Source organism: Streptomyces sp. 135, from assembly GCF_020026305.1.
Lineage (GTDB): Bacteria > Actinomycetota > Actinomycetes > Streptomycetales > Streptomycetaceae > Streptomyces.
Window position 1 is genome coordinate 6,987,797 of record NZ_CP075691.1, and the last position, 23,331, is coordinate 7,011,127.

16 protein-coding genes and 3 pseudogenes are annotated in these 23,331 nt (G+C 71.2%); 10 read left to right on the forward strand and 9 right to left on the reverse strand.

Annotation, left to right across the window (positions count from 1 at the left end):
- Positions 1-2 precede the first annotated feature (2 nt).
- From KKZ08_RS31400 to KKZ08_RS31415, 4 genes and pseudogenes are all read right to left on the reverse strand, one after another.
- Entirely contained in the window at positions 3-647 is a 645-nt protein-coding gene (locus KKZ08_RS31400) for an SMI1/KNR4 family protein (protein ID WP_223777640.1), read from the reverse strand.
- A 224-nt stretch (positions 648-871) separates the two neighbouring features.
- A pseudogene (locus tag KKZ08_RS31405) lies at positions 872-1,419 on the reverse strand (transposase).
- Positions 1,416-1,955 (reverse strand): annotated as a pseudogene (locus tag KKZ08_RS31410) (winged helix-turn-helix domain-containing protein). The pseudogenes KKZ08_RS31405 and KKZ08_RS31410 overlap by 4 nt, the downstream one beginning before the upstream one ends.
- 390 nt (positions 1,956-2,345) lie before the next feature.
- A complete protein-coding gene (locus KKZ08_RS31415; RefSeq protein WP_223777641.1) occupies positions 2,346-3,458 on the reverse strand; it encodes a magnesium and cobalt transport protein CorA in 1,113 nt (370 codons plus the stop codon).
- Positions 3,459-3,653: 195 nt separating this feature from the next.
- On the opposite strand from KKZ08_RS31415, the gene KKZ08_RS31420 reads away from it, so the two are divergent.
- On the forward strand, positions 3,654-4,826 hold the full coding sequence (locus KKZ08_RS31420) for a winged helix DNA-binding domain-containing protein (RefSeq protein WP_223777642.1): 1,173 nt from the start codon (positions 3,654-3,656) through the stop codon (positions 4,824-4,826).
- 57 nt (positions 4,827-4,883) lie between these two features.
- Here KKZ08_RS31420 and KKZ08_RS31425 read toward each other — a convergent pair whose 3' ends face one another.
- On the reverse strand, positions 4,884-5,720 hold the full coding sequence (locus tag KKZ08_RS31425) for a helix-turn-helix transcriptional regulator (protein ID WP_223777643.1): 837 nt from the start codon (positions 5,718-5,720) through the stop codon (positions 4,884-4,886).
- Between the two features lie 158 nt (positions 5,721-5,878).
- Here KKZ08_RS31425 and KKZ08_RS31430 point away from each other — a divergent pair, with 158 nt between their 5' ends.
- The 5 genes and pseudogenes from KKZ08_RS31430 (at position 5,879) to KKZ08_RS31450 (ending at position 14,083) form a co-directional block, all read left to right on the forward strand.
- Positions 5,879-7,420 carry an AMP-binding protein gene (locus KKZ08_RS31430; protein ID WP_223779264.1) on the forward strand — a complete coding sequence of 514 codons (1,542 nt, stop codon included), beginning with the start codon at positions 5,879-5,881 and terminating at the stop codon, positions 7,418-7,420.
- Positions 7,421-7,837: 417 nt separating this feature from the next.
- Entirely contained in the window at positions 7,838-8,065 is a 228-nt protein-coding gene (locus KKZ08_RS31435; RefSeq protein ID WP_223779265.1) for a type A2 lantipeptide, read from the forward strand.
- A gap of 89 nt (positions 8,066-8,154) precedes the next feature.
- On the forward strand, positions 8,155-8,961 hold the full coding sequence (locus tag KKZ08_RS31440; protein WP_223777644.1) for an HlyD family efflux transporter periplasmic adaptor subunit: 807 nt from the start codon (positions 8,155-8,157) through the stop codon (positions 8,959-8,961).
- A gap of 198 nt (positions 8,962-9,159) precedes the next feature.
- Positions 9,160-11,169 (forward strand): annotated as a pseudogene (locus KKZ08_RS31445) (NHLP family bacteriocin export ABC transporter peptidase/permease/ATPase subunit); the annotation flags it as partial.
- Between the two features lie 166 nt (positions 11,170-11,335).
- Positions 11,336-14,083 carry an NHLP bacteriocin export ABC transporter permease/ATPase subunit gene (locus tag KKZ08_RS31450; protein WP_223777645.1) on the forward strand — a complete coding sequence of 916 codons (2,748 nt, stop codon included), beginning with the start codon at positions 11,336-11,338 and terminating at the stop codon, positions 14,081-14,083.
- Positions 14,084-14,108: 25 nt separating this feature from the next.
- On the opposite strand, the gene KKZ08_RS31455 is transcribed toward KKZ08_RS31450, so the two are convergent.
- Complete coding sequence (locus tag KKZ08_RS31455) at positions 14,109-15,128, reverse strand: DUF5954 family protein (protein ID WP_223777646.1); 1,020 nt, start codon at positions 15,126-15,128, stop codon at positions 14,109-14,111.
- A 79-nt stretch (positions 15,129-15,207) separates the two neighbouring features.
- Between KKZ08_RS31455 and KKZ08_RS31460 the strand changes: the two genes are divergently transcribed.
- Positions 15,208-16,833, forward strand: a complete 1,626-nt coding sequence (locus KKZ08_RS31460) for an AMP-binding protein (protein ID WP_223777647.1) — start codon at positions 15,208-15,210, stop codon at positions 16,831-16,833.
- Here the strand turns inward: KKZ08_RS31460 and KKZ08_RS31465 are convergent.
- Entirely contained in the window at positions 16,811-17,395 is a 585-nt protein-coding gene (locus KKZ08_RS31465; protein WP_223777648.1) for a GNAT family N-acetyltransferase, read from the reverse strand. The genes KKZ08_RS31460 and KKZ08_RS31465 overlap by 23 nt on opposite strands.
- A 151-nt stretch (positions 17,396-17,546) precedes the next feature.
- On the opposite strand from KKZ08_RS31465, the gene KKZ08_RS31470 reads away from it, so the two are divergent.
- Positions 17,547-18,710, forward strand: coding sequence for an MFS transporter (locus KKZ08_RS31470; protein WP_223779266.1), 1,164 nt, complete (start codon positions 17,547-17,549; stop codon positions 18,708-18,710).
- A gap of 113 nt (positions 18,711-18,823) precedes the next feature.
- On the opposite strand, the gene KKZ08_RS31475 is transcribed toward KKZ08_RS31470, so the two are convergent.
- Both KKZ08_RS31475 and KKZ08_RS31480 read right to left on the reverse strand, forming a co-directional pair.
- Positions 18,824-19,459 (reverse strand): alpha-ketoglutarate-dependent dioxygenase AlkB, encoded by a 636-nt coding sequence (locus KKZ08_RS31475; protein WP_223777649.1) that lies wholly within the window; start codon positions 19,457-19,459, stop codon positions 18,824-18,826.
- Between the two features lie 64 nt (positions 19,460-19,523).
- Positions 19,524-20,219, reverse strand: coding sequence for a hypothetical protein (locus tag KKZ08_RS31480; RefSeq protein WP_223777650.1), 696 nt, complete (start codon positions 20,217-20,219; stop codon positions 19,524-19,526).
- 291 nt (positions 20,220-20,510) lie between these two features.
- On the opposite strand from KKZ08_RS31480, the gene gcl reads away from it, so the two are divergent.
- Together gcl and KKZ08_RS31490 are read left to right on the forward strand one after the other, a co-directional pair.
- Entirely contained in the window at positions 20,511-22,298 is a 1,788-nt protein-coding gene (gene gcl / locus KKZ08_RS31485; RefSeq protein WP_223777651.1) for a glyoxylate carboligase, read from the forward strand.
- Between the two features lie 110 nt (positions 22,299-22,408).
- Entirely contained in the window at positions 22,409-22,993 is a 585-nt protein-coding gene (locus tag KKZ08_RS31490; protein ID WP_223777652.1) for a YdeI/OmpD-associated family protein, read from the forward strand.
- Positions 22,994-23,331 lie beyond the last annotated feature (338 nt).

The following is a 23,331-nucleotide window of genomic DNA, read 5'->3' on the forward strand; positions in this document are numbered from 1 at the left end:
CGTCAACCACCCAACGGCTCCCATGCCGCTCGCTCGGCCTCGTCCAGCGGCACACCCCACACCAAGAACCCGTTCATCAGGCCAACCCGCGCCTCTTTTGCGAGCTCCGGAATCTCCAGGACGTCAGCCATCTCCTCCAAGTAGTCCGTCAGAGACTCGAACTGAACCCTGCGCTCCGCATACTCACACCAATACCAGATCCTTCCGGTCTCAGCGTCCACGCAAAGACCGGTCAGAGCATCTGCATCCATCGCAGCAAAGGGAACCCAGGAGGGACGCCACACCGTGATCTCTTCTGTACTACCCGTCCTCCGCTGGTCCTCTAGATCTTGCTGACGCAGAAACATCTGTCGCTGGTAGACGCGGCGGACGCCGGAAAACGACATCAGCACACACTCCTCCGGCATGAACCAAGGCGTTGAATCGGGTCCCACACCTGCTCGCCGACTCCACAACGCCCTCAGCCCAACGGGCAGACGTACGCCCAAGGACTCCTGCAGTTCGTCGAGCTCTGCCTCGGAAGCGCCAGGCAACAGGCTCGCGAATGTCGCCGGAGCGTTCCGTTCAAGCCAGGATTCAATACGCTGCCAGGCGTCGTCTATCTGCCGCCACTCAATGTTCTGCTCGCGTGCCGCATGTCCATCCATACCAGCACGCTACCGCCAACTGTTCATGTGCAGCAGGGGACGCAAGATTCGGTCGTGCTCCAGGGTGCGCGTCGTGACCGGATATGGATTGGCCATTAAGGCACTATCCAAGGGCAGCAAGCCCGCTCCGGGCATGGTGCCCAGTCAGGAGGATGACGCACCTCCATGGTCCGGCGATATGTACGACGAGGGCGACGAGACTGACCCTGCCGTCGCGTTCGCCGCTACTGAGTTTGTAGGCGTGGTGTCGTCAGTGTGAGGCCGGTCGCGGTGAGACATCCGTCGATGATGTCGCTGCGGTATTGGATCTGGCGGAGGCCGTGTCGGAGTCGGCTGATGAGATGGTCGGAGTTGGTGAAGGCGGTGTTGGCCTGACTGGTCCGGCGGAGGATCGACCAGATGCCTTCGACGGGGTTGAGGTCGGGTGTAGGGCGGTAGGTGGTAGGCGGTGATCCAGTCGTGTGTCGATGAAGGCCCGCATGCGGCGGTCTTTGTGGACGTTGAGGTTGTCCCAGATGAGGACGATCGGTCCGCCGAGCTGCTGGTGGGCGGCTATGAGGAGGTCGCGGTACTCGGTCCAGGCGAAGCTCTTGCGGCCGCCGCTCTTATGGTCGGTATGCCGTCTGGGCCGGTAGATCAGGCGGGAACGCTCGCCCGGTTTGTGGCAGCACAGGGCTGCGATGGAGAAGCGGCGTTGGGAACGGCCGCGGACCCGGATGACCGGTGTGGTTCCGCGCCGGCTTACCCAGGTGCGGGAGGTCGGCGGCGTCATCGAGAATCCGGCTTCGTCCTCGAAGACGAGCCAGGCCCCGAGCGCCGCCGCGGTGGTTCCACGTGTGGCCACACGTCCTGACCCAGCTAAGCCACGGCCTTCTCGTCACGCTCGATGACCCGACGTGCTGGAACCTGGTGGCTCCAGCCATGCCGCCGCAGCATCTGGGAGATCCCCGACAGCGTCATGGACTTGTGGAACCGCCGCCCGATCAGGGTCTTGATCCGGGCGAGTGTCCACCGCTGATCAGGCCACCCGTGAGCGACCGGACCTTTGGCCAACTCCTCCTCGAGCACGGCGAAGAGCGCATCGCTGAGCTTCGGCCGGGACACCGGACCACGCGAACGAACCCCGTCCTCGCCCGCCTCCTGCCAGGCCCGCCGCCACCGCTGGACCGACCGGACACTGACCCGTAACTCCTTGGCGATCTCCGTACTGCCCCGCCCATCGGCGAACATACCGACCGCTTCCATCCGGACCCGCTCACGGAACACTTGCCTCTCCGCGGTCAGACCCCCACCCTGCGGATACCTCATACCACCGGCATACCGCGACGATCATCAACCGTCAGCCCCTACGACAAGACGACTTCAACGTCAGTAACAAGGGCGCCGACGGCGAGGAGGCGTGGCTCGATCAGGCCCCGGACGGCACACTGACCGGATGGGTCCGTGATGCCACCGGCCAGGTGCGGCGCTACACGGACCCGGACATCTGGGCCATCGACGTCGATGACGCCGGGATGACCCGCACCCACAGCCCGGTGGGACGCAGTGACACCTGGAGGTTTGGGGCCGTGGCGACGACTGCAGCCGCCGCGGCTCCAGCCGATTCTCCCCAGATTCTCCCCAGCGGGCCCCAGGGGTGCCTGAGCGCGGCAGATCCGCATCTTGCACACGGACGATCCCTGTTGTTGACGTGGTTACTCAGAGCCAATCTCGTCGTTTGAACACAAGGTACAAAGCGGTGCAAACAACCCCCATCAAGGCAACGGCGAAGGGATATCCGAACACCCAGCGTAGTTCTGGCATGGTCTCGAAGTTCATCCCGTAGATCGTTCCCACCAACGTGGGTGCAAACAGGATCGCCGCCCACGACGAGATCTTCTTGATCTCCTCGTTCTGTTCGAAGCCCGCCTCCGCCAGCGCCCGCATCTCCGCGTTCTGCTGCTGCGTCACCAGGGTCGAGTTGACCGTGAGGATGTCGGTCAGGGCCTGGCGGAAGCCGTCGACGCGTTCGCTGGTGTGGGTGACGTGGTCGGCGACGTCGCGCAGGTAGCGCTGGAGTTCCTCGTCCGTGCCGTACTTCGCGAAGCCCGCCATCAGGGCGTGCAGCATGCCGACCAGGGGGCGGGTGGCGCGCTGGAACTCGACCATCTCGCGGGAGAGTTCGTAGATGCGGCGGGAGACCTCGGGGTCGCCGCTGAAGACCTCGGTCTCGATCTCGTCGATGTCGTTCTGGACGCCGGCGACCACCGGGGCGTAGCCGTCCACCACCGCGTCGAGGATCGCGTAGAGCACCGCCTCGGGGCCGAGTTTGAGCAGCTCGGGGCTCGCCTCCATGCGGCGGCGGACCGCCGAGAGGTCGGGGGCCGCGCCGTGCCGCACGGTGATGACGAAGTCGGGGCCCACGAATACGTGCAGCTCGCCGAAGTCGACCTCCTCCGGGGCGTCGAGGTAGCGGGCCGCGCGCAGGACGACGAAGAGCGTCTCGCCGTACCGTTCCAGCTTCGGGCGCTGGTGGGCCTCCATCGCGTCCTCGACGGCCAGCTCGTGCAGGTCGAACTCGGCGGCGAGGGAGAGCAGTTCGGCTTCCGTCGGCCGGGCGAGGCCGATCCAGGCCATGCCGTCCCGCTGCTCGCGCAGCTCCCGGAAGGTGTCCGCGAGGGAGGACGGCGTCGCCACGCGGACTCCGCCCTCGTACAGCGCGGCCTGGATGACGCTGTCCGCCTCCCGCTGCTCCGCGGTGGCCCCGGCGGGCGTCGCAGGGCCGGGGTCCGCGGGGGCGGGGCCGCCGCGGACCGTGTCGTGCGCCGCCACGTGTGCTTCTTCGCGGTCGATGCCGGACGGGCTCGGCGCTCCGCCATGCTGGCCGCCTCCAGGTCGTGTCGAACGTATGTCTAGATGGCCACGGAGCAGGATATACGCCCCAAAAGACTCAGGAGTGGCGGCGACGCGAACGGGCCCCATGAATCGCGGACCGTACATGTCCGCAAGGCCCGCTAGCGTCGGCCCATGACCAAGACGACCAGGACCCCGGCCCTGACCGGCGGCGCCGCCCCCGTACTCCGGACACGCGCGCTGAACCGGGCCACGCTCGACCGGCAGCTCCTCCTGCGCCGCTCCCGCGAGTTGTCCGTCACGGACGCGGTCACCCACCTCGTCGGGCTCCAGGCGCAGAACGTCAAGCCGCCCTACTACGCCCTCGCCGCGCGCCTTGAGGACTTCGACCCGCGTGAGCTGTCCGCGCTCCTGGAGTCGCGCGAACTGGTCCGCATGGTCACGATGCGCTCCACCATCCACCTGCACACCGCCGCTGACGCCCGCGTCCTGCGGCCGTTCACTCAGGACGCGCTCGAACGCGAGCTGGGCGTGTTCCGCGCCGGACTGGCCGGCGTCGACCTGCGGGAACTCGCCGAGATCGCGCGCGAGGCCGTCGAGGCGGAGCCCCGCACCATGAAGCAGCTCCGCGAGACGCTGCTCGTGCGGTGGCCCGACGCCGACCCGCAGTCCCTCGCGATCGCCGCGCGGTGCACGCTGCCGCTGGTCCAGGTCACCCCGCGCGGGCTGTGGCGGCGCAGCGGGCAGGTCGCGCTCACCACCGTCGAGAAGTGGCTCGGCCCCGACACGCGAGCGGACGCGGCGCGGCCCCCGGCGCCCGAAGACGTCGTGCTGCGCTATCTCGCCGCCTTCGGGCCCGCCTCCGTCAAGGACATGCAGACCTGGGCACGGATCACCCGCATGCGGGAGGTCTTCGAACGCCTGCGGCCCCGGCTGCGGACGTTCCGCGACGAGAACGGCGTCGAACTCTTCGACCTCCCCGACGCGCCGCGCCCCGACCCGGACACGCCGGCTCCGCCCCGCTTCCTTCCCGAGTACGACAACCTCCTCCTCTCCCACGCCGACCGGACCCGTGTCGTGCCCGCCGAGTACAGGGGACGCACCTGGCAGGGGAACTTCGCGTACTGCGTCTTCCTGCTCGACGGCTTCCTCGCGGGGGTGTGGCGGCTGGTGGAGGACGCCAGGAGCGGGGAGGCCGTGCTGACCATCGAGCCGTTCGGGGGCCCGGGGCGCGCCGCGCGGGAGGAATTGACGCGGGAGGCCGAGCTGATGCTGACGCGGATCACCGGGGCGGCCGAGGCCCCTTCCTCGTACGACATCCGGTTCGGGGCCGTCATCGGCCGTTGACCTCCGCATGTACATGTGCGTACGCATCCCCGTGGGGGAACCGCGCCGCCGTGCCCCCTACGGCAGCAACCCCGCCCGCCGCGCCGCCACCACCGCCTCCAGGCGCGTATGCGCCCCCAGCTTCCGCATGGCCGATCGCAAGTAGCCCTTCACCGTCTCTGGGCGCAGGCCGAGCCGCTCCGCCGCCACCGCGTTCGTCACGCCCGCGGCGACGCAGGCCAGGACGTCCACCTCCCGTGGGGCGAGGGCGACCGGGCGCTCGCGGTCACGCTCGGGGAGCGTCGCCGCCGACGCCAACGTGCCGCACACCGACAGGACGTCCGCCCGCAGCGCGGGGTCCGCGATGCGCGGGGCGAGCGTACGCAGCGCGCCGTGCGCCTCGCGGACCTGCTCCCACGCCCCGGGGCCCGCGACCGGCTCGCGGACCGCCGCAAGCAGCGCGCGCACCTCATCGCGTACGACAAGAGCCTGCTCCACGTCCCGCGCCGCGGCCACCGCCACCGACAGGGCCCGGTCGCCGAGCGGCCGGGCGGTGCGCAGCGCGCCGTACAGCACGCCCCGCACCCGGCGGCGCACCACGACCGGCACCGCGAGCACCGACCGCAGGCCTTCGGCCTCGACCGCCGCGTCGTACTCGTGGCTGATGTGGCGCGACACGCTGTAGTCGGTGACCGCGCACGGCCGGGAGAGGGCGAGCGCCTTGCCGCCGAGGCCGTTGCCCGAGGACACCGCGAGCCCGTGCAGCGCGTATGTCTCCGTGCCGCTCAGCTCGCCGATCCGCACCTGGCGCTGCCCTTCGAGGAGGCCTCCGAAGGCGACCGGGAGCCCCGTGCCGCGGCGCAGCCGCAGCAGAGCGGCCCGCACCTCCGACGTCTCGCCACCGTCAGCCGGCACGTGCCCCTCCCTTCGGCCCTTCGGCTTGCGACACCCCCGTCCGGGGGTAGTGAGACCCGCATCACGGATTACACGATGTTACGTAGCGTCCGGCAATGAGTACGGCGGTACGGCCGGGCCGGCCCGAGCAGTGGTCCCAGATGTCAGGAGAGAGCGCGATGCGGACACCGATGACCGTCACGGACTTCCTCGACCGGGCGGAGCTGGGCTTCGCCGCCTGCCCCGGAGTGGTCGACGAGCCGCTCCAACCCGCCCCGGTGGTCCCGGAGTCGACGTACGGACGCCTCGGTGAGCGGGTCCGCGCCTGGCAGGCGGGCCTCGACGCGCTGGGTGTCGGCGAGGGCGAGCGGGTGGCGGTGGTCAGCCACAACTCGGCCCGCCTCCTTGAGCTGCTGTTCGCCGTGCCGATGAGCGGACGGATCTGCGTGCCCGTCAACTTCCGGCTCAAGCCGGAGGAGGTGGAGTACGTCGTGCGGCAGAGCGGCGCCTCGGTCCTGCTCGTCGACCCCGAGCTGGACGACGCGCTGTCGGGCGTCAAGGCGCGGCACCGCTTCGTGCTCGGCGAGCGGACCGAGACCGAGCTGATGCGCTTCGGCGTGGAACCGCGCCCGTGGGCCCACCCCGACGAGGACGCCACCGCCACGATCAACTACACGTCGGGAACGACGGCGCGCCCCAAGGGAGTGCAGCTGACGCACCGCAACATCTGGGTGAACGGCCTGACGTTCGGCCTGCACACCCGTGTGTGGGAGGGGGACGTCTATATGCACACCCTGCCGATGTTCCACTGCAACGGCTGGGGCATGCCGTTCGTGATGGCCGGGCTCGGCGTGAAGCAGGTGGTGCTGCGCAAGGTGGACGGCGCGGAGATCCTGCGCCGGGTGGAGGAGCACGGCGTCACGCTCATGTGCGGGGCGCCCGCGGTGTGGAACGCGGTCCTCGACGCGGCGGCGGCCTGGTCCGGCGAGGTGCCCGGCCGTGACCGGGTGCGGATCGTCTGCGCGGGCGCCCCGCCGCCGAGCAGGATGATCCAGCGGGTGGAGGCCGAGCTGGGCTGGGAGTTCACGCAGCTCTACGGGCTCACCGAGACGTCCCCCATGCTCACCTTCAACCGGGCCGTGCCCGCGGACCTGGAGCTTCCGGCCGAGGAGCGGGCCCGCAAGCTCTCCCGTGCCGGAGTGCCCGCGCTCGGCGTCAAGCTGCGGATCTCCGACGCGGGTGAGGTCCTCGCCAGGTCCAACGTCGTGCTCGAAGGCTACTGGGAGAAGCCGGAGGAGACGGCCGCGGCGCTCGAGGACGGTTGGTTCCACACCGGTGACGGCGGCACGTTCGACGAGGCCGACGGCCATCTGACCATCTCCGACCGGAAGAAGGACGTCATCATCACGGGCGGCGAGAACGTCTCGTCGATCGAGGTGGAGGACACGATCTTCAGCCACCCCGAGGTCGCCGAGGTCGCGGTCATCGGGGTGCCGCACGAGAAGTGGGGCGAGACGATCAAGGCCCTGGTGGTCCTCGTGGAGGGGGCGACGGTGCGGGAGCAGGACATCATCGCCCACTGCAAGGAGCGCATCGCCGGCTACAAGGCCCCGACGAGCGTCGAGTTCCGCGACGCCATCCCGCGCACGGCCACCGGCAAGATCCAGAAGTTCAAGCTGCGGGAGCCGTACTGGGCGGGGCGCGAGCGCGGCGTGAACTGACCGCGCAGCACCCCCGGTGTCCCCTTCGGCCACGATTCGGCACGCCTTCAATGAACCTGCACACCGAATGCGCACCCCGGTCACGCCATTCACGGGGTATCCCACATGAATTCCCGTACAGGGGGTACGTGGCGTGCTTTTCGCCGTGCCCGTGTCCGATTTGTTGAAGGGAGTCCCGTCGTGCCCTCGATTTCGTTCTGTGAATCTTGTGAAGGAGCTGCCCCCGAGCGGTGAAACCGCCTGCACGCAGCGGTGATGCGCTGTCACAACCGCGGCTGACCGGTGCTCGGGCGATTGGATGTGCGAGCTGCGAACGTGCTTTGATCCTGGCCGACGCGGAATTCGCACCGCAGGTTCCGCATTGCTGGAAACACCTTTGCAACATTCATGACTTTCATGAGAAGGGCAGCTCACACCATGAACAACACCCCGCAGGTCGAGACCCTCGAGATTTCCGACGCCGACCTCGACAACGTCTCCGGTGGCCTCGTCGCCGGCGTCGCGGGCAACGTCACGGGCACCGTCGACTCCATCGCCCCCGTCTCCGGCGTCGTGGCCGGTGTCGTCGGCACCGTCGAGAGCGCCACGGGCGTGAACACCGGCGTCGTCACGGGCCTGGCCTCCGGCCTGACCGCCGGTCTCTGAGCCTTCGGCTCACCGAGACGCGTGATCCGTGAGCCCCGGGACCACTGGTCCCGGGGCTCACGGACGCCTCACCTTAAGGAAAGCGTTCCGTGCAGTTCCGCCAACAGGCCCTGTCCAAGCTGCAGTCGCCCGAGGAACTCGACCTTCCGGTGCGCTACGCCCGCCCCCAGGGCCTGCTCGTCCTCGCCGTCACCCTCGTCGTCATGGCCGCCGCGAGCGTCTGGGCGGTGACCGGCTCGGTCGCCTCGACACTCCGGGCGCCCGGCATCCTCACCCACGGCCAGGGCAGTTACGTCCTCCAGAGCCCCGTCACCGGACAGGTCACCGGCGTCTACGCCAAGGAGGGCGAACGGCTCGACGCGGGCGCCCCCGTGCTGAAGGTCCGTACGGACCACGGCGACAAGGCGGTGCGCGCGATCGCCGCCGGCCGCGTCACCACCCTCCTCGCGAGGATCGGCACCGTCGTCACCACCGGCGCCGACGTCGCGAGCGTGGAGCGCGTAGCGGGCATCGACGACCCGCTCCTCGTGATGCTGTACGTCCCCGCCGACAGCGCGGCCACCGTGCCCGTCGGCGCCCCGGTCGACCTCACCGTCCAGTCCGTGCCCACCCAGCGGTACGGGACGCTGCGCGGCCGTGTGAAGGCGATCGGGCGGGCCGCGCAGACCCGGCAGAAGATCACCGGCTTCCTCGGCGACAAGGAACTGGCCGGGCAGTTCACGAAGGACGGTCCACCCGTGGCCGTGCTCGTACGGCTCGACAAGTCGCCCGGCACCGAGTCCGGTTACGCCTGGTCGACCGGCGAGGGACCGCCCTTCACACCGGAGTCGATGACCCTCGCCACCGGCGCCGTCCACCTCGCCGAGCAGCGCCCGATCGATTGGCTGCTTCCGTGACCGCACCGCACCCCTCCCCGGAACACCAGCAGCAGCTGCCGCCCCCGGCGGCCGCCGCAGGCACCGCCCGAGCCCCGCGGCGCGGCCGCCGCCGCGCCACGCCGCCGCGCCCCGCCGAAGGGCGGACGGCCGAGGGCCGTCCGTACGCCCACCGTCCTCCAGATGGAGGCCGTGGAGTGCGGCGCCGCCGCCCTCGCCATGGTCCTCGCCCACCACGGACGGCACGTGCCCCTGGAGGAACTGCGCATCGCGTGCGGCGTCTCCCGCGATGGCTCACGGGCCAGCAACGTCCTGAAGGCGGCCCGCGGTTACGGCCTCACCGCCAAGGGCATGCAGATGGAGCCCGCCGCGCTCGCCGACGTCAAGGCGCCCGCCATCCTCTTCTGGGAGTTCAACCACTACGTCGTCTACGACGGCATGGGACGCCGCCTCGGCCGCCGGGGCGTCTACGTCAACGACCCGGACAAGGGCCGCCGCTTCGTGCCCTCGGAGGACTTCGACACCAGCTTCACCGGGGTCGTCCTGGTCCTCGAACCGGGGGAGGGCTTCACGCCGGGCGGCCGCAGGCCCGGCGTCCTCAAGGCCCTCCCGGCCCGGCTGCGCGGCACCACGGGCACGATGCTCGCCGCGCTCCTTGCCAGCCTGCTGCTCGTCGCGGTCGGCGCAGCCCTGCCCGCGCTCAGCCGCACGTACATCGACCTGTTCCTGATCGGCCATCAGACCTCGCTCCTCGGCGCGCTGTTCGCATCGATGGGCGCGATGGTGGCGCTCACCGTGGTGCTGACCTGGCTGCAACAGGCGAACCTGCTGCGCGGCCGCATCATCTCCTCCACCCTCGGCAGCGCCCGCTTCTTCCGCCATCTGCTGCGCCTGCCCGTCACGTTCTACGCCCAGCGCAGCCCCGCCGATCTCGTGCAGCGCCTCGCCTCCAACGACGCGGTCGCCGAGACCCTGGCCCGCGACCTGACGGCCGCCGGTGTCGACGGCATCGTCGTACTCCTCTACGCGGCCCTGCTGTGGACGTACGACCCGCAGCTCACCCTCGTCGGCGTCGGCATCGCCCTGCTGAACGTCGTGGCGATGCGCGTCTTCGTACGGCTGCGCGCCACCGGCACCCAGAAGCTGCGCGCCGACAGCGCCAAGCTCACCAACACCTCCTACACGGGCCTCCAGTTGATCGAGACCATGAAGGCGACCGGGGGCGAGAACGGCTACTTCCGGCGCTGGGCGGGGCAGCACGCCACGACCCTGGAGGAGCAGCAGCGCCTCGGGGTGCCGAGCGCCTGGCTCGGTGTCGTCGCGCCGACGCTGGCGACCCTCAACAGCGCGCTGATCCTGTGGATCGGCGGCCTGCGCGCGGTCGAGGGGCACCTGTCGATCGGGCTGCTCGTCGCCTTCCAGGCGCTCGTCACGCGCTTCACCGCGCCCATCACCCGCCTCAACGGCGTCGCGGGCCGCATCCAGGACTTCGCCGCCGACGTCGCCCGCCTCAAGGACGTCGAGAACTTCCCCGCCGACCCCCTCTACTCCCGCCCCGAACCGGCCGCGAGCACCCGCCGCCTCAAGGGCCACGTCACCCTCGAAGACGTCACCTTCGGCTACAGCCCCCTCGACAAGCCTCTCCTGACGGGCTTCTCCCTGTCGGTGGGGCCGGGCCGGCAGGTCGCGCTCGTCGGCGGCTCGGGCAGCGGCAAGTCGACCGTCTCCCGGCTCCTTTCGGGCCTCTACAGCCCGTGGGAGGGCACGATCCGCATCGACGGGCAGCGCCTGGAGGACATCCCGCGCGGCGCGCTCACCGCCTCCGTGTCCTTCGTCGACCAGGACGTCTTCCTCTTCGAGGGCACGATCCGCGACAACGTCGCACTGTGGGACCCCTCCATCCCCGACGAGGACGTCGTCGCCGCTCTGAAGGACGCCTGCCTGTACGAGGTCGTGGCCCGCAGGCCCGGCGGCATCCACGGCCGCGTCGAGCAGGACGGGCGGAACTTCTCCGGCGGGCAGCGCCAGCGCCTGGAGATCGCGCGGGCCCTGGTCCGCCGCCCCAGCATCCTCGTACTCGACGAGGTGACCAGCGCCCTTGACGCCGGGACCGAACAGCTCATCATCGACAACCTGCGCCGCCGCGGTTGCGCCTGCGTCGTCATCGCCCACCGCCTGAGCACCGTGCGCGACAGCGACGAGATCGTCGTCCTCGACCACGGCCAGGTCGTGGAGCGAGGCCGCCACGAACACCTCGTCGCCGCGGGCGGTCCGTACGCCGAGCTGGTCAGCAGCACATGCAGGTGCCGGGACCTCGACTGCGCGGGCCTGCGCAGCGTCAGGGGCGCAGCTCGACTGCGCGGGCCTGCGCAGCGTGCACCTGGAGGGCCCGCAGGTGCTGTGGCTCGTGGTGGCGGGCGCACTCGACCTGTTCGCCGTCGACGCCGTGCAGCAGGGCCACTGGCACTACCTCGGCCGCCTGGAGCCGGGCGCCCTGCTCCTCGGCCCCGTCGAGGGCCCCCAGCACACCCTGGTCGGCCGCCCCCTGGCGGGCTGCGAGCTGCGCCGTGTCCCGCTGCGCGAGCTGTACCGCCCCGACCACGGCGACACCTGGTCCCACGATCAGCAGTACCCCAGCCGGTACGACACCCAGTACGACTCCGAGGACACCGCGCTGAGCCTGCTGGAGCACGCCTTCGCGCTCGGCATCGGGCGCGGCCACCGGGTCCTGTTCGAAGCGCCGCTCGACGGCCGCACCGTGGGCGACGAGGTGGTCACCGACGACGACATCCTCTGGATGCCGGTCGCGCCGGGCAGCGTCCAGTACGGCGCCGCCTACAGCGCCGAGGCCGCGGGTGACCTGCTCGTCGACGCCGCGCTGTGGCAGCGCATGGTCAACCAGCAGTACCGGCTGCTCTCGACGCTCGACCGCTGGATCGAACGCCTGGAGCGCGCCCACGAGGACCGCACGGCGGCCGGCATCAAGGCGGGCGAGAGCGTCCGCGAGCAGGCCGACCGCACCCTGGTCGCCTCCATCGGCCGCGTGGGCAGGGGCGACGCGCGCCGCACCGCGTCCCGGGGCGGTGACGACGCCACGTACGCCGCGTGCCGGCTGGTCGCCGAGGCGGCGGGCATCACGCTGGCCGGCCTCTCGGACAGCGGTGCGGTGAGCGACCGGATCGACCCGGTGGAGCGGATCGCGGTGGCCTCGCGGGTGCGCACCCGCGCCGTCCGGCTCGCCGGGCGCTGGTGGCGCGAGAACGCGGGCCCGCTGGTGGGCCACCGCGCGGCGAGCGGAGCGCCGGTCGCCCTGCTGTGGCGGCGCGGCGGCTACGAAGCGGTGCACCCCACGTCCGGGCGGCGCACCCGGGTCGACGGTGCGAACGCCGACGAGTTCGAGCCGCAGGCCGTCATGTTCTACCGGCCGCTGCCCGACCGGCCGTTGACGCCGTGGCGGCTGTTCCGCTTCGGTCTGCGGGGCACCCGGGGCGACCTGCGCAACCTCGCCCTCGCCGGTCTGGTGACGGTCGTGATCGGCGCCCTCGTGCCGGTCGCGACGGGCCAGGTGCTCGGTGTCCTCGTCCCGAACGGCGAGAAGGGCCTCATCGTCCAGGTCTCCCTGGCCGTCATGATCACCAGCATCGTCTCCGCGGCGTTCATGCTGCTCCAGAACCTCACCGTCCTGCGGATGGAGGGCCGCATGGAGAGCACCCTCCAACCGGCTGTGTGGGACCGCCTGTTGAGGCTGCCCACGCGCTTCTTCGCGTCCCGTTCCACCGGTGAGCTGGCGAGCGCGGCCCTGGGCGTGAGTGCCATCCGCCGCGTCCTGTCGGGCATCGGCCCCGTCGCGCTGCAAGCCGGCACGATCGGCGCGATGAACCTCGCCCTGCTGCTCTTCTACAGCGTGCCCCTCGCCCTGGCCGCGCTGGCGATGCTGGCCGTCATCGCCGCCGTGTTCCTCGCGCTCGGACTCGCCGAACTGCGCTGGCAGCGGCGCCTGATAGAGCTCGGCAACAAGCTCAACAACCAGGCGTTCCAGACCCTGCGCGGCCTGCCCAAACTCCGCGTGGCCGGGGCGGAGAGCTTCGCGTACGCGGCGTGGGCCGGACAGTTCGCGCGCAGCCGGGAGCTGCAACGGCGCGCGGGCCGCATCAAGAACGCGACCACGGTCCTCAACTCCGTCTACCTGCCTCTCTGTACGCTCGTCATGTTCGTCCTCCTCGCGGGCCCGGCCCGCGGCAGCCTCACGGCGGGGGAGTTCCTCACCTTCAGCACCGCCGTGACGATGCTGCTGACCTCCGTCACCCAGCTCACCGGCGCGCTGATCTCGGCGGCCGCGGTCCTCCCGATGTTCGAGCAGATCAAACCGGTCCTCGACGAGGCGCCGGAGGTGCGGGCCGGCAGCACCCAGCCGGGTGAGCTCCAGGGCGCGATCGAGGCACGGGGCCTGTCCTTCCGCTACACCGACGACGGCCCGCTGGTCCTTGACGACGTGTCCCTCGCGATCCGGCCCGGCGAGTTCGTGGCCGTCGTCGGCCCGAGCGGCTGCGGCAAGTCGACGCTGCTGCGCCTCCTGATCGGCTTCGACGAACCCGTCTCCGGCAGCGTGCTCTACGACGGCCAGGACCTCGCCGCCCTGGACCAGGCGGCCGTACGCCGTCAGTGCGGCGTCGTCCTCCAGAACGCCCAGCCGCTCACCGGCTCCATCCTGGAGTGCATCTGCGGCGCCGAGTCGTTCACGCAGGAGGAGGCGTGGGAGGCCGCAGCCATGGCGGGCCTCGCCGAGGACATCAAGCGCATGCCGATGGGCCTGCACACGATGATCTCCGGCGGCGGCGCGGTCTCCGGCGGCCAGCGCCAGCGGCTGATGATCGCCCAGGCGCTGATCCGCCGCCCCCGCGTCCTCTTCTTCGACGAGGCCACGAGCGCCCTGGACAACGCGACTCAGCGCACCGTCATCGACAGCACCCGCGCCCTGAACGCCACCCGCGTCGTCATCGCCCACCGCCTGTCCACCGTCATGGACGCCGACCGGGTCCTCGTCATGGCGGAGGGCCGCATCGTCGAACAGGGGCCTCCCGCACAGCTCCTCGCGGACCCGGACGGGCGGCTGCGGGAACTGGTGCGGCGCCAGATGCGCTGACCCGGTCGCCGACCCGGGCGCCGACTCAGTCGTCGTAGTGCAGCGTGCCGTCCTCGTCCATCGTGGGGTGCATCTTCATGGGGCCGTAGGAGTCGACGTCCGAGGGGCGGGGCGGTTCCGGGCCGTCGGGGCCACAGCGCACCAGCCGTTCCGTACGGCAGATCCTGTACACGCTGTCACCCACGCGCGCCTCATTGGCGCGGGGGGTGGCCTTGAACTCTTCGGCGGCTCGCGCGTACGCCGCCTTCTCCTCGTCGTCGAACTCGTGGAACATCGGCCAGGATTCCGTCATCGCGTCGTACAGCATCCGGCGGGCGTCGTGCGGGGTGGGCATCAGGGCGGACCGCGGCCGCCACCCCTTCTCGCTGCGCTCGGCCACGCCGAAGCCGACGGGCAGCAGAGCGATGTCGGGATGGGTGGTGACGGCCCGCTCGGAGTCCGCGCGGACGTCGGCGGGGAACCGCGCGCCGGCATAGGCGAAACCCCGCAGCCCCAGCTTCAGGGCGCTCGTCATCAGCCCCGGAGCCTCCTCGCCGGGGTCGAGCGCGAAACCGAGGTCCGTGGACGGGGCGCGGTGGCGCCCGGCCCAGGAGCGGTCGGCCGGTTCCGGGTCCGTCGGGCGGGGCGGCTCCAGGCCGTCGGGGCCGGTGCGGGCGAACTCGTCGCCGCGCACCACGCGGTAGCGCACCCCGAGGACCTCCAGCTCGTCGACCGGCTCGCGTTCGAGGACGGCGACCGCGGCCAGCAGGTCCCGGCGCGCGGCGGGGTCGTCGGTGTCGTCCTTGGCCTTGAACCACAGCACCGAGTTCAGCGCGTCCCTGGCCTGCTGGGGCATGCCGTCCACGATCGGCTTCAGCACCCGCCATTCGGGCCCGACCGCGGGATCCTGCGTCGCGAGACCGAAGACGGGCCCGCGGACCGCGAGATGCGGATAGCGGTACGACGCGTCGACGGCGTCGGCCTCGGTCACCAGCTCGGCGGGATCGTCCCGTCGCACCAAACCGGCGTGGAGCTGGTTCAGTCGTTGCTTCCAGTCATCACCCATGCGCACATTGTTGTGGCTTCGGGGGAGGGAACGCTCCGAAATGCCGCAAGTGATCTCAAGTGATGGAGTGAGGACAGACATGCGAAGCCCACGTGACAGCGCTGAACTCTCGTACGCCCACGGCACCGATGACACCCCTCTCCTCGGCGACACCATCGGCCGCAACCTCGACCGGGCCGTCGCCGCCTGGCCCGGCCGCGACGCCCTCGTGGACGTCGCCGCGGGCACCCGGTGGACGTACGCGGAGTTCGGCGCCGCCGTCGAGCGGTTGGCGCGCGGCTTCCTCGGCTCCGGGGTGGCCAAGGGCGACCGCGTCGGGATCTGGGCGGTGAACTGCGCGGAGTGGGTGCTCGTGCAGTACGCCACCGCGCGGGTCGGCGCCATCATGGTGAACATCAACCCGGCCTACCGCGCACACGAGTTGGAGTTCGTGCTCAACCAGGCGGGCGTCTCGCTCCTGGTCGCCTCGCGGGCCCACAAGAGCAGCGACTACCGCGCGCTCGTCGACGAGGTGCGGCCCCGCTGCCGTGAGCTGCGCGCCGTCCACTACATCGGGGACGGCTCCTGGGACGCGCTGCTCGAAGCCGCCACCTCGGTCACGGCCGCGGAACTGGCCGCTCGCGAGGCGGAGTTGTCGTGCGACGACCCCGTGAACATCCAGTACACCTCGGGCACCACGGGCTTCCCCAAGGGAGCCACGCTCTCCCACCACAACATCCTCAACAACGGCTACTGGGTGGGCCGCACGGTCGGCTACACCGAGCGGGACCGCATCTGCCTGCCCGTCCCCTTCTACCACTGCTTCGGCATGGTGATGGGCAACCTCGGCGCCACCTCGCACGGCGCGTGCATCGTCATCCCCGCCCCGTCCTTCGACCCGGCCGCCACGCTGCGCGCCGTCGAGCAGGAGCGCTGCACCTCGCTGTACGGCGTGCCCACCATGTTCATCGCGGAGCTCAACCTCCCCGACTTCGCGGCGTACGACCTCACTTCGCTGCGCACCGGCATCATGGCGGGCTCGCCCTGCCCGGTGGAGGTGATGAAGCGGGTGGTCGCCGAGATGCACATGCGGGAGGTCTCCATCTGCTACGGCATGACCGAGACGTCACCCGTCTCCACGCAGACCCGCCGCGACGACGACCTGGAGCGCCGCACCGGCACCGTCGGCCGCGTCCTGCCGCACATCGAGGTGAAGGTCGTCGACCCGGCGACCGGCGTCACCCTGCCGCGCGGCGCCTCCGGCGAACTGTGCACCCGCGGTTACGGCGTGATGCGCGGCTACTGGAACGAGCCCGAGCGGACCGCCGAGGTCATCGACGCCGGCCGCTGGATGCACACCGGGGACCTGGCCGTCATGCGCGAGGACGGGTACGTCCAGATCGTCGGCCGCATCAAGGACATGATCATCAGGGGCGGCGAGAACATCTACCCGCGCGAGATCGAGGAGTTCCTGTACGGCCACCCCAAGATCGCCGACGTCCAGGTGGTGGGCGTGCCCGACGAGCGGTACGGAGAGGTGCCGCTCGCCTGCGTGATCCTGCGGGGCCCCGACGACACGCTGACGCTGGCGGAGCTCCAGGCGTACTGCAAGGGGAAGTTGGCCCACTACAAGGTGCCCGCGGCCCTGCGGATCCTGGAGTCCTTCCCGATGACGGTCTCGGGCAAGGTGCGCAAGATCGAGCTCAGGGAGCGGTACGGGGAGTGACGTCCGCCGTGGGTCCCGCCGTCAGGGCGCGGCGCATGCAGAGGCGGGGCCAGCGGTCCAGGCCCAGTCCGGCCTCGTGCGCGCGGATGCGCCGGAGACCGGGGGTGAGTTCGGCTTCCGTGAGGGGGCGGAAGCCGATGCGGGCGTAGTAGGGGGCGTTCCACGGGACGTCCGTGAAGGTGGTGAGGGTGAGGGCGGTCCTGCCTTCGGCGAGTGCCCGCTCCGCGAGCCGGTCGATCAGGGCGCGCCCGATGCCGCGCCGGGCAGCACGCGGGTGCACGGTGACCTGCTCGATGTGCTCGATGTGCTCGACGTGCGTGCACCACTGTGACCCCGCCGGCTCGTCGAGAGGTTCGCTGAGCAGGTACGCGAGCGGGGCGCCCGCCTCGTCCGCCGCGACCCACGCCCGGCCCGCCCGGCGGAACCGCTCCAACTCCGCCACCGTCGGCGGCTCGTCGTCCGCGACGGCGTCCATGCCGAGCGCGCGGAAGGCTTCCCCCGCCGCGCGTTCGATGTCCTGGAGGGCGGGGAGTTCGGCGGCGGTGGCGGGGCGGATCAGCATGGGTGCGAGTATGCCCCGGCGAAATACGGTTGTGCCGCGGCCTTTCGCCGGGGATCGTGTGCCGGTGATCGAGAGAACCACCGGCCGCGGCGCGCGGCCCGAGGCGCGGCCGGCCCCGGCGCCCGGCGCACCGACCGGCCTCGGACGCGGCATGGTGCTGCTGCTCGCCGTGGTGTGCGGCGTGGCCGTGGGCAACGTCTACTTCCCGCAGGCCGTCAGCCCGCTGGTCGCCGAGGGACTGCACGTGTCGGCGGACACCGCCACGCTGGTGGTCACGGCGACCCAGTTCGGCTACGCGGGCGGCATCTTCCTCCTCGTACCGCTCGGCGACCGCATCCCCTACCGGCCGCTCATCGCCGCGCTGCTCTCGCTCGCCGGGCTCGGTCTGCTCGGCGCGGGGCTCGCGCCGAGCCTGGTGCCGCTGGTCGCCGCGAGCGTTCTCGTCGGCGTCACCACCGTCATCGCCCCGATCGTGGCGCCCATGGCGGCGGGCCTGGTCCCCGACGACCGGCGCGGCGCCGTCACCGGCACCCTGCTCAGCGGCTCCATCGGCGGCATGCTGCTCTCCCGCGCCTTCGGCGGCAGCCTCGGCGAGTGGCTGGGCTGGCGCGCCCCGTATCTGCTGTCGGCGGCCCTGGCCCTGCTCATCGCGCTCGTCCTCGCCCGCGCGCTGCCGAAGACGACCGCGCCGTCGCGGCAGAGTTACCCGACGCTGCTCGGCGAGTCGCTGCGGCTGCTGCGGACCGAGCCTCAGCTGCGGCGCTCCGGCTTCTACCAGGCGATGCTCTTCGGCGCGTTCTCCGCACTGTGGACCGGCGTCGCGCTGCTGATGACCGGCCCCGTGTACGGGCTCGGGGCCTCGGCGGTCGGACTGCTGGCCCTCGTCAACGCCGGGACGATGATCAGTACGCCGCTCGCGGGCCGCCAGGTGGACCGGCGCGGCCCCGACGCGGTCAACCTCGCCGCCACCCTCGCGGTCCTCGCGGCGGCGGCCGTCCTCCTGTTCGGCGGCGCCGGCGGGGCGGCGGGACTCACGGCGCTGGCGGTGGGGTCACTGCTGCTCGACGTCGCCATGCAGTCGGGAATGATCGCCAACCAGGTACGCATCTTCGCGCTGAGCGACGAGGCGCGCTCCCGGCTCAACACGGCGTACATGACATGCGGCTACCTCGGCGGAAGCGTCGGCTCCTGGCTCGGCGCGCACGCCTACGACACCTTCGGCTGGCCGGGAGTCTGCGGCCTCGTGGCACTACTGGCGTCACTGGCCCTCACCCGCCATGTGCTCCACGTGAGGTCTCCTGCCTCCGACGCCTGAGGCCGCCCCTGGGAAAGGCCGGGCCCCGTAAGGGGCGCGGGGAACTGCGCGACCAGCCCCCACGCAGCCGCACCTGACAGGAACGCGGAGGCAGCCGGCGCCCGGGCGCCGAGTCAGCGCACGCCCCGCGGGCGGAACTGGACACTGATGCGCCCGCCGGAGGCCCTCGTCGACTTGGGGACGGCATGTTCCCACGTCCGCTGGCAGGAGCCGCCCATCACGATCAGGTCGCCGTGCCCGAGCGGGTGGCGGACCGTCGCCCCGCCGCGGCGCGGGCGCAGCAGCAGATCGCGCGGTGCACCCACGGAGAGGATGGCGACCATCGTGTCCTCGCGGGCGCCCCGGCCGATGCGGTCGCCGTGCCACGCCACGCTGTCGCGCCCGTCGCGGTAGTGGCACAGGCCGGCCGTCGCGAACTCCTCGCCGAGTTCGGCGGCGTAGTGCGCCGACAGTGCTTGCCGCGCCTCGTCGAGCACGGGGTGGGGCAGCGGCTCTCCGGCGCCGTAGAAGGCGAGCAGGCGCGGTACGTCGACGACCCTCTCGTACATCTGGCGGCGCTCGGCCTGCCACGGGACGTCCGCGGCGAGGCGTTCGAAGAGGGCGTCGGCGCCGGTGAGCCAGCCCGGCAGGAGGTCGATCCACGCCCCGTCGCCGAGCACCGTCCTGCGGATCGGGTCCAGGGGACGCAGCCGCGGTTCGTCGCTCTGATCGAAGAGTGACCCCTGGAGCTGGAGCTGGTGCTGTGCCATGACATCAGCGTACTCCCGTTTCGAATGTGTGTACTAATTCGAACGCGGGGCCGGGCCCCGCGCCTCAGGCGCCGCTCGCGACGAGTTCGTCCGCCGCGCCGTTCACCGGCCGCGGCGTGCCCGTGAGGTCCACCGTGAACAGCGCGACCCCCAGCGCGTCCGCCCGGGCGCGCGCCTCGTCCGTATATCCGGCCAGGCAGAAGAAGGCGCAGGCGGCAGGGGTCTCGCCCGCCGCCGTCATCGCGGTGAGCCACAGGCATTCGACGTCGCGGGCCGTGATGCGCCGCGGGCCGGGATCGACCTGGGCCAGCATCCCGCGGGCGGTGATCCGCGCCCCCGAGGGCGGGCGCCGCGCGGCGCTGCGGGTGTCGGGGAAGCCGAGCCACCGCAGGTACAGGGCGGCCACGGTCACGGCGTCACGAGCGTCGTGGATCGGCGGCGGCCGGAAGGCGCGCCCCGAGGGAGCCGGTGTACGCGGCGCCCTGGGCACTCGCGGCGCCGGTACGACCGCCAGGCGCAGGACGGCCCCGCAGGCGCAGGCCAGCTCCGGTTGCGGCCACTGGAACGGGCGGCCGCAGGGCCGGCAGTGCACGGTGACCCACTCGTCCGCCCAGTTCCGGTCGGTGACCGGCGTCGGCGGCGCGCCCCGGGCCATCGGCGGGGTGAGCGGGGCGCCGCACGCGCACGGCAGGGAAGGGGGCACGTACAGATGCTCGCGCCGGCAGCTGGGACACCGCACCGGCATGCCGCCGTCCGCCATGGCCCTCACCCCTCGCGCCGTCTCCCGCCATCCTCCACCCGACGGGCTCCCGGCGAGGCCGAGTTCGGGCAAGCCGCCCGCCCGTTCCGGATGTGCCGCCCGGCCGGTGGGCCGGATCGCGGATGTCCCTTGACGGTCTCCGGCCCACGCCCTTACATTGCTTCCATATAGCAGAACATTCTTTCCATAATGCGGAAACAGGAGCTCACCGCGGGGCGCGACGGGAGCCGGATCCGCCAGCCGTATCCGGCAGCCGAAAAGCTGTCGAAGCTGTCGAAGCAGGAGAACCCCATGGCTCGTATGACCGCTGCCCGCGCGGCAGTTGAGATCCTCAAGCGCGAGGGCGTCGTCAACGCGTTCGGTGTGCCGGGCGCCGCGATCAACCCCTTCTACAAGGCGCTCAAGGAGGGCGGTGGCATCGACCACACCCTCGCCCGCCACGTCGAGGGCGCCTCGCACATGGCCGAGGGCTACACCCGGTCCAGGCCGGGCAACATCGGCGTCTGCATCGGCACGTCGGGACCCGCGGGCACCGACATGATCACCGGCCTGTACTCCGCCACCGGCGACTCGATCCCGATCCTCTGCATCACCGGGCAGGCCCCGACGCACCTCCTGCACAAGGAGGACTTCCAGGCCGTCGACATCGCGACGATCGCCAAGCCGGTCACCAAGATGGCCGTGACCGTCCTGGAGGCCGCGCAGGTCCCCGGCATCTTCCAGCAGGCCTTCCACCTGATGCGTTCGGGCCGACCGGGCCCGGTCCTCATCGACCTGCCCATCGACGTCCAGCAGACCGAGATCGAGTTCGACCCGGAGACGTACGAGCCGCTGCCGGTCTACAAGCCCGCCGCGACCCGCGCCCAGATCGAGAAGGCGATCCGCTTCCTGGTCGAGTCCGAGCGCCCGCTGATCGTCGCGGGCGGCGGCATCATCAACGCCGACGCCTCCGACCTGCTCGTCGAGTTCGCCGAGATCACGAACACGCCTGTCGTGCCGACGCTGATGGGCTGGGGCACCATCCCCGACGACCACGACCTGAACGCCGGCATGGTCGGCCAGCAGACCGGCCACCGCTACGGCAACGCGACGTTCCTGGAGTCGGACTTCGTCCTCGGCATCGGCAACCGCTGGGCCAACCGTCACACCGGCTACAAGCTGGACGTGTACACCCAGGGCCGCAAGTTCGTGCACGTCGACATCGAGCCGACCCAGATCGGCAAGATCTTCGCCCCCGACTACGGCATCGCCTCCGACGCCAAGGCCGCGCTGGAGCTGTTCGTCGAGGTCGCGAAGGAGCTGAAGGCCGCCGGTGAGCTGCCCGACCGCTCGGAGTGGGTCGCCTCCCACCTCACGCGCAAGGAGACCCTCCAGCGCCGCACGCACTTCGACGACGTGCCCATGAAGCCGCAGCGCGTCTACGAGGAGATGAACAAGGCCTTCGGCCCCGAGACGCGCTACGTCACCACGATCGGCCTCTCGCAGATCGCCGGCGCCCAGATGCTGCACGTCTACAAGCCGCGCCACTGGATCAACTGCGGCCAGGCGGGCCCGCTCGGCTGGACCATCCCGGCCGCGCTCGGCGCCGCCAAGGCCGACCCGGAGAGCCCGGTCGTCGCCCTCTCCGGCGACTACGACTTCCAGTTCATGATCGAGGAGCTGGCGGTCGGCGCACAGCACCGCATCCCGTACGTCCACGTCCTGGTCAACAACGCCTACCTCGGCCTGATCCGCCAGGCGCAGATCGGCCTGGACATCAACTTCCAGGTCAACCTGGAGTTCGAGAACCAGAACTCCCCGGAGCTCGGCGTCTACGGCGTGGACCACGTCAAGGTCGCCGAGGGCCTCGGCTGCAAGGCGATCCGCGTCACCGAGCCCGACGAGCTGCTGCCGGCCTTCGAGCAGGCCAAGAAGCTCGCGGCCGAGTACCGCGTGCCGGTGGTCGTCGAGGCGATCCTGGAGCGCATCACGAACATCTCGATGAGCCCGACGGCCGACATCAGCGCGGTCAAGGAGTTCGAGGAGATCGCAACGGAGCCCGGCCACGCGCCGACTGCCATCCGTCCGCTGAAGGTCTGAGACCGCGGCTGAAGTGACCGGGGCGGTCCACCCGAGAGGGGCGGGCCGCCCCTTCGCCGTGCCCCGGCGGATGCCCTGCGGGCGCACACGTGTTCCCGTAGCGTGGCCGGATGGGAATGGACTCACTGGACGGCCTGAAGGTCGTGTTCTTCGCCGACGAACAGCAGTTGACGGCGTGGCTGGACGAGCACCACGGCGACTCCCCGGGAATCTGGGTGAGGCTCGCCAAGAAGAACTCGGGCGTGGCCTCGGTGACGGCCGTGGAGGTCAACGACGTGGCGCTCTGCTACGGCTGGATCACCGGCCACCGCAAGTCGTACGACGACGTCCACTACCTCCAGAAGATCACCCGCCGCCGCCCGCGCAGCCTGTGGTCGAAGGTGAACATCGACCGCGTCGCGGAACTGACCGCCGAGGGCCGCATGCGCGAACCGGGCCTCGCGGAAGTCGCCGCCGCGCAGGCGGACGGGCGCTGGGACGCGGCGTACGAGTCGCAGCGCAACGCCACGGTGCCGGACGACCTGGAGGCCGCGCTCGCGGCGAGTCCGGCGGCGCGGCGGACCTTCGACGGCCTCGCCAGGTCTCAGCGCTACACGGTGCTGCACCGCCTGATGACGGCGAGGAAGGCCGCCACGCGAGCGGCCCGCCTGGAGCGGATGATCACGGCCCTGGAGTCCGGTGACAAGGTGAGCTGAGGCGCACGGAAGAGCGCCGGGTACGGGACCGTCCGTACCCGGCGCTCCGGCCGTGTGGGTGAAGCGTGTGAAGTTGTTGCCGCCCGACGGCGCGCGACTGGCGAAACATGCATACGTGCTGCCGGGCGGAGTCCATGGACCCCGTGCGAGGGGGGTCGGGACCGCGGCGGGTGCGACGGGCCGTCGGTTCCTCTCCCTCAGGTCGAGAGGGAAGCCGACGGACCTTGACCACCGCACTGGCTCGCAGAGCCGCCGCGGACCGTGCCCGCCCGCCCGCGTCACGTACCACCCCTCATCCGGGTCCGTGACGGCGGGTCGGGCTCAGCGCCGACGGGCTG

Coding starts and splice junctions, on each gene's coding strand:
- KKZ08_RS31455 (WP_223777646.1), bottom strand. CDS start 15,128: ATGGGTGATGACTGGAAGCAACGACTGAACCAGCTCCACGCCGGTTTG.
- KKZ08_RS31430 (WP_223779264.1), top strand. CDS start 5,879: ATGCGGACACCGATGACCGTCACGGACTTCCTCGACCGGGCGGAGCTG.
- KKZ08_RS31465 (WP_223777648.1), bottom strand. CDS start 17,395: ATGCTGATCCGCCCCGCCACCGCCGCCGAACTCCCCGCCCTCCAGGAC.
- gcl (WP_223777651.1), top strand. CDS start 20,511: ATGGCTCGTATGACCGCTGCCCGCGCGGCAGTTGAGATCCTCAAGCGC.
- KKZ08_RS31420 (WP_223777642.1), top strand. CDS start 3,654: ATGACCAAGACGACCAGGACCCCGGCCCTGACCGGCGGCGCCGCCCCC.
- KKZ08_RS31490 (WP_223777652.1), top strand. CDS start 22,409: ATGGGAATGGACTCACTGGACGGCCTGAAGGTCGTGTTCTTCGCCGAC.
- KKZ08_RS31475 (WP_223777649.1), bottom strand. CDS start 19,459: ATGGCACAGCACCAGCTCCAGCTCCAGGGGTCACTCTTCGATCAGAGC.
- KKZ08_RS31470 (WP_223779266.1), top strand. CDS start 17,547: ATGGTGCTGCTGCTCGCCGTGGTGTGCGGCGTGGCCGTGGGCAACGTC.
- KKZ08_RS31435 (WP_223779265.1), top strand. CDS start 7,838: ATGAACAACACCCCGCAGGTCGAGACCCTCGAGATTTCCGACGCCGAC.
- KKZ08_RS31480 (WP_223777650.1), bottom strand. CDS start 20,219: ATGGCGGACGGCGGCATGCCGGTGCGGTGTCCCAGCTGCCGGCGCGAG.
- KKZ08_RS31400 (WP_223777640.1), bottom strand. CDS start 647: ATGGATGGACATGCGGCACGCGAGCAGAACATTGAGTGGCGGCAGATA.
- KKZ08_RS31460 (WP_223777647.1), top strand. CDS start 15,208: ATGCGAAGCCCACGTGACAGCGCTGAACTCTCGTACGCCCACGGCACC.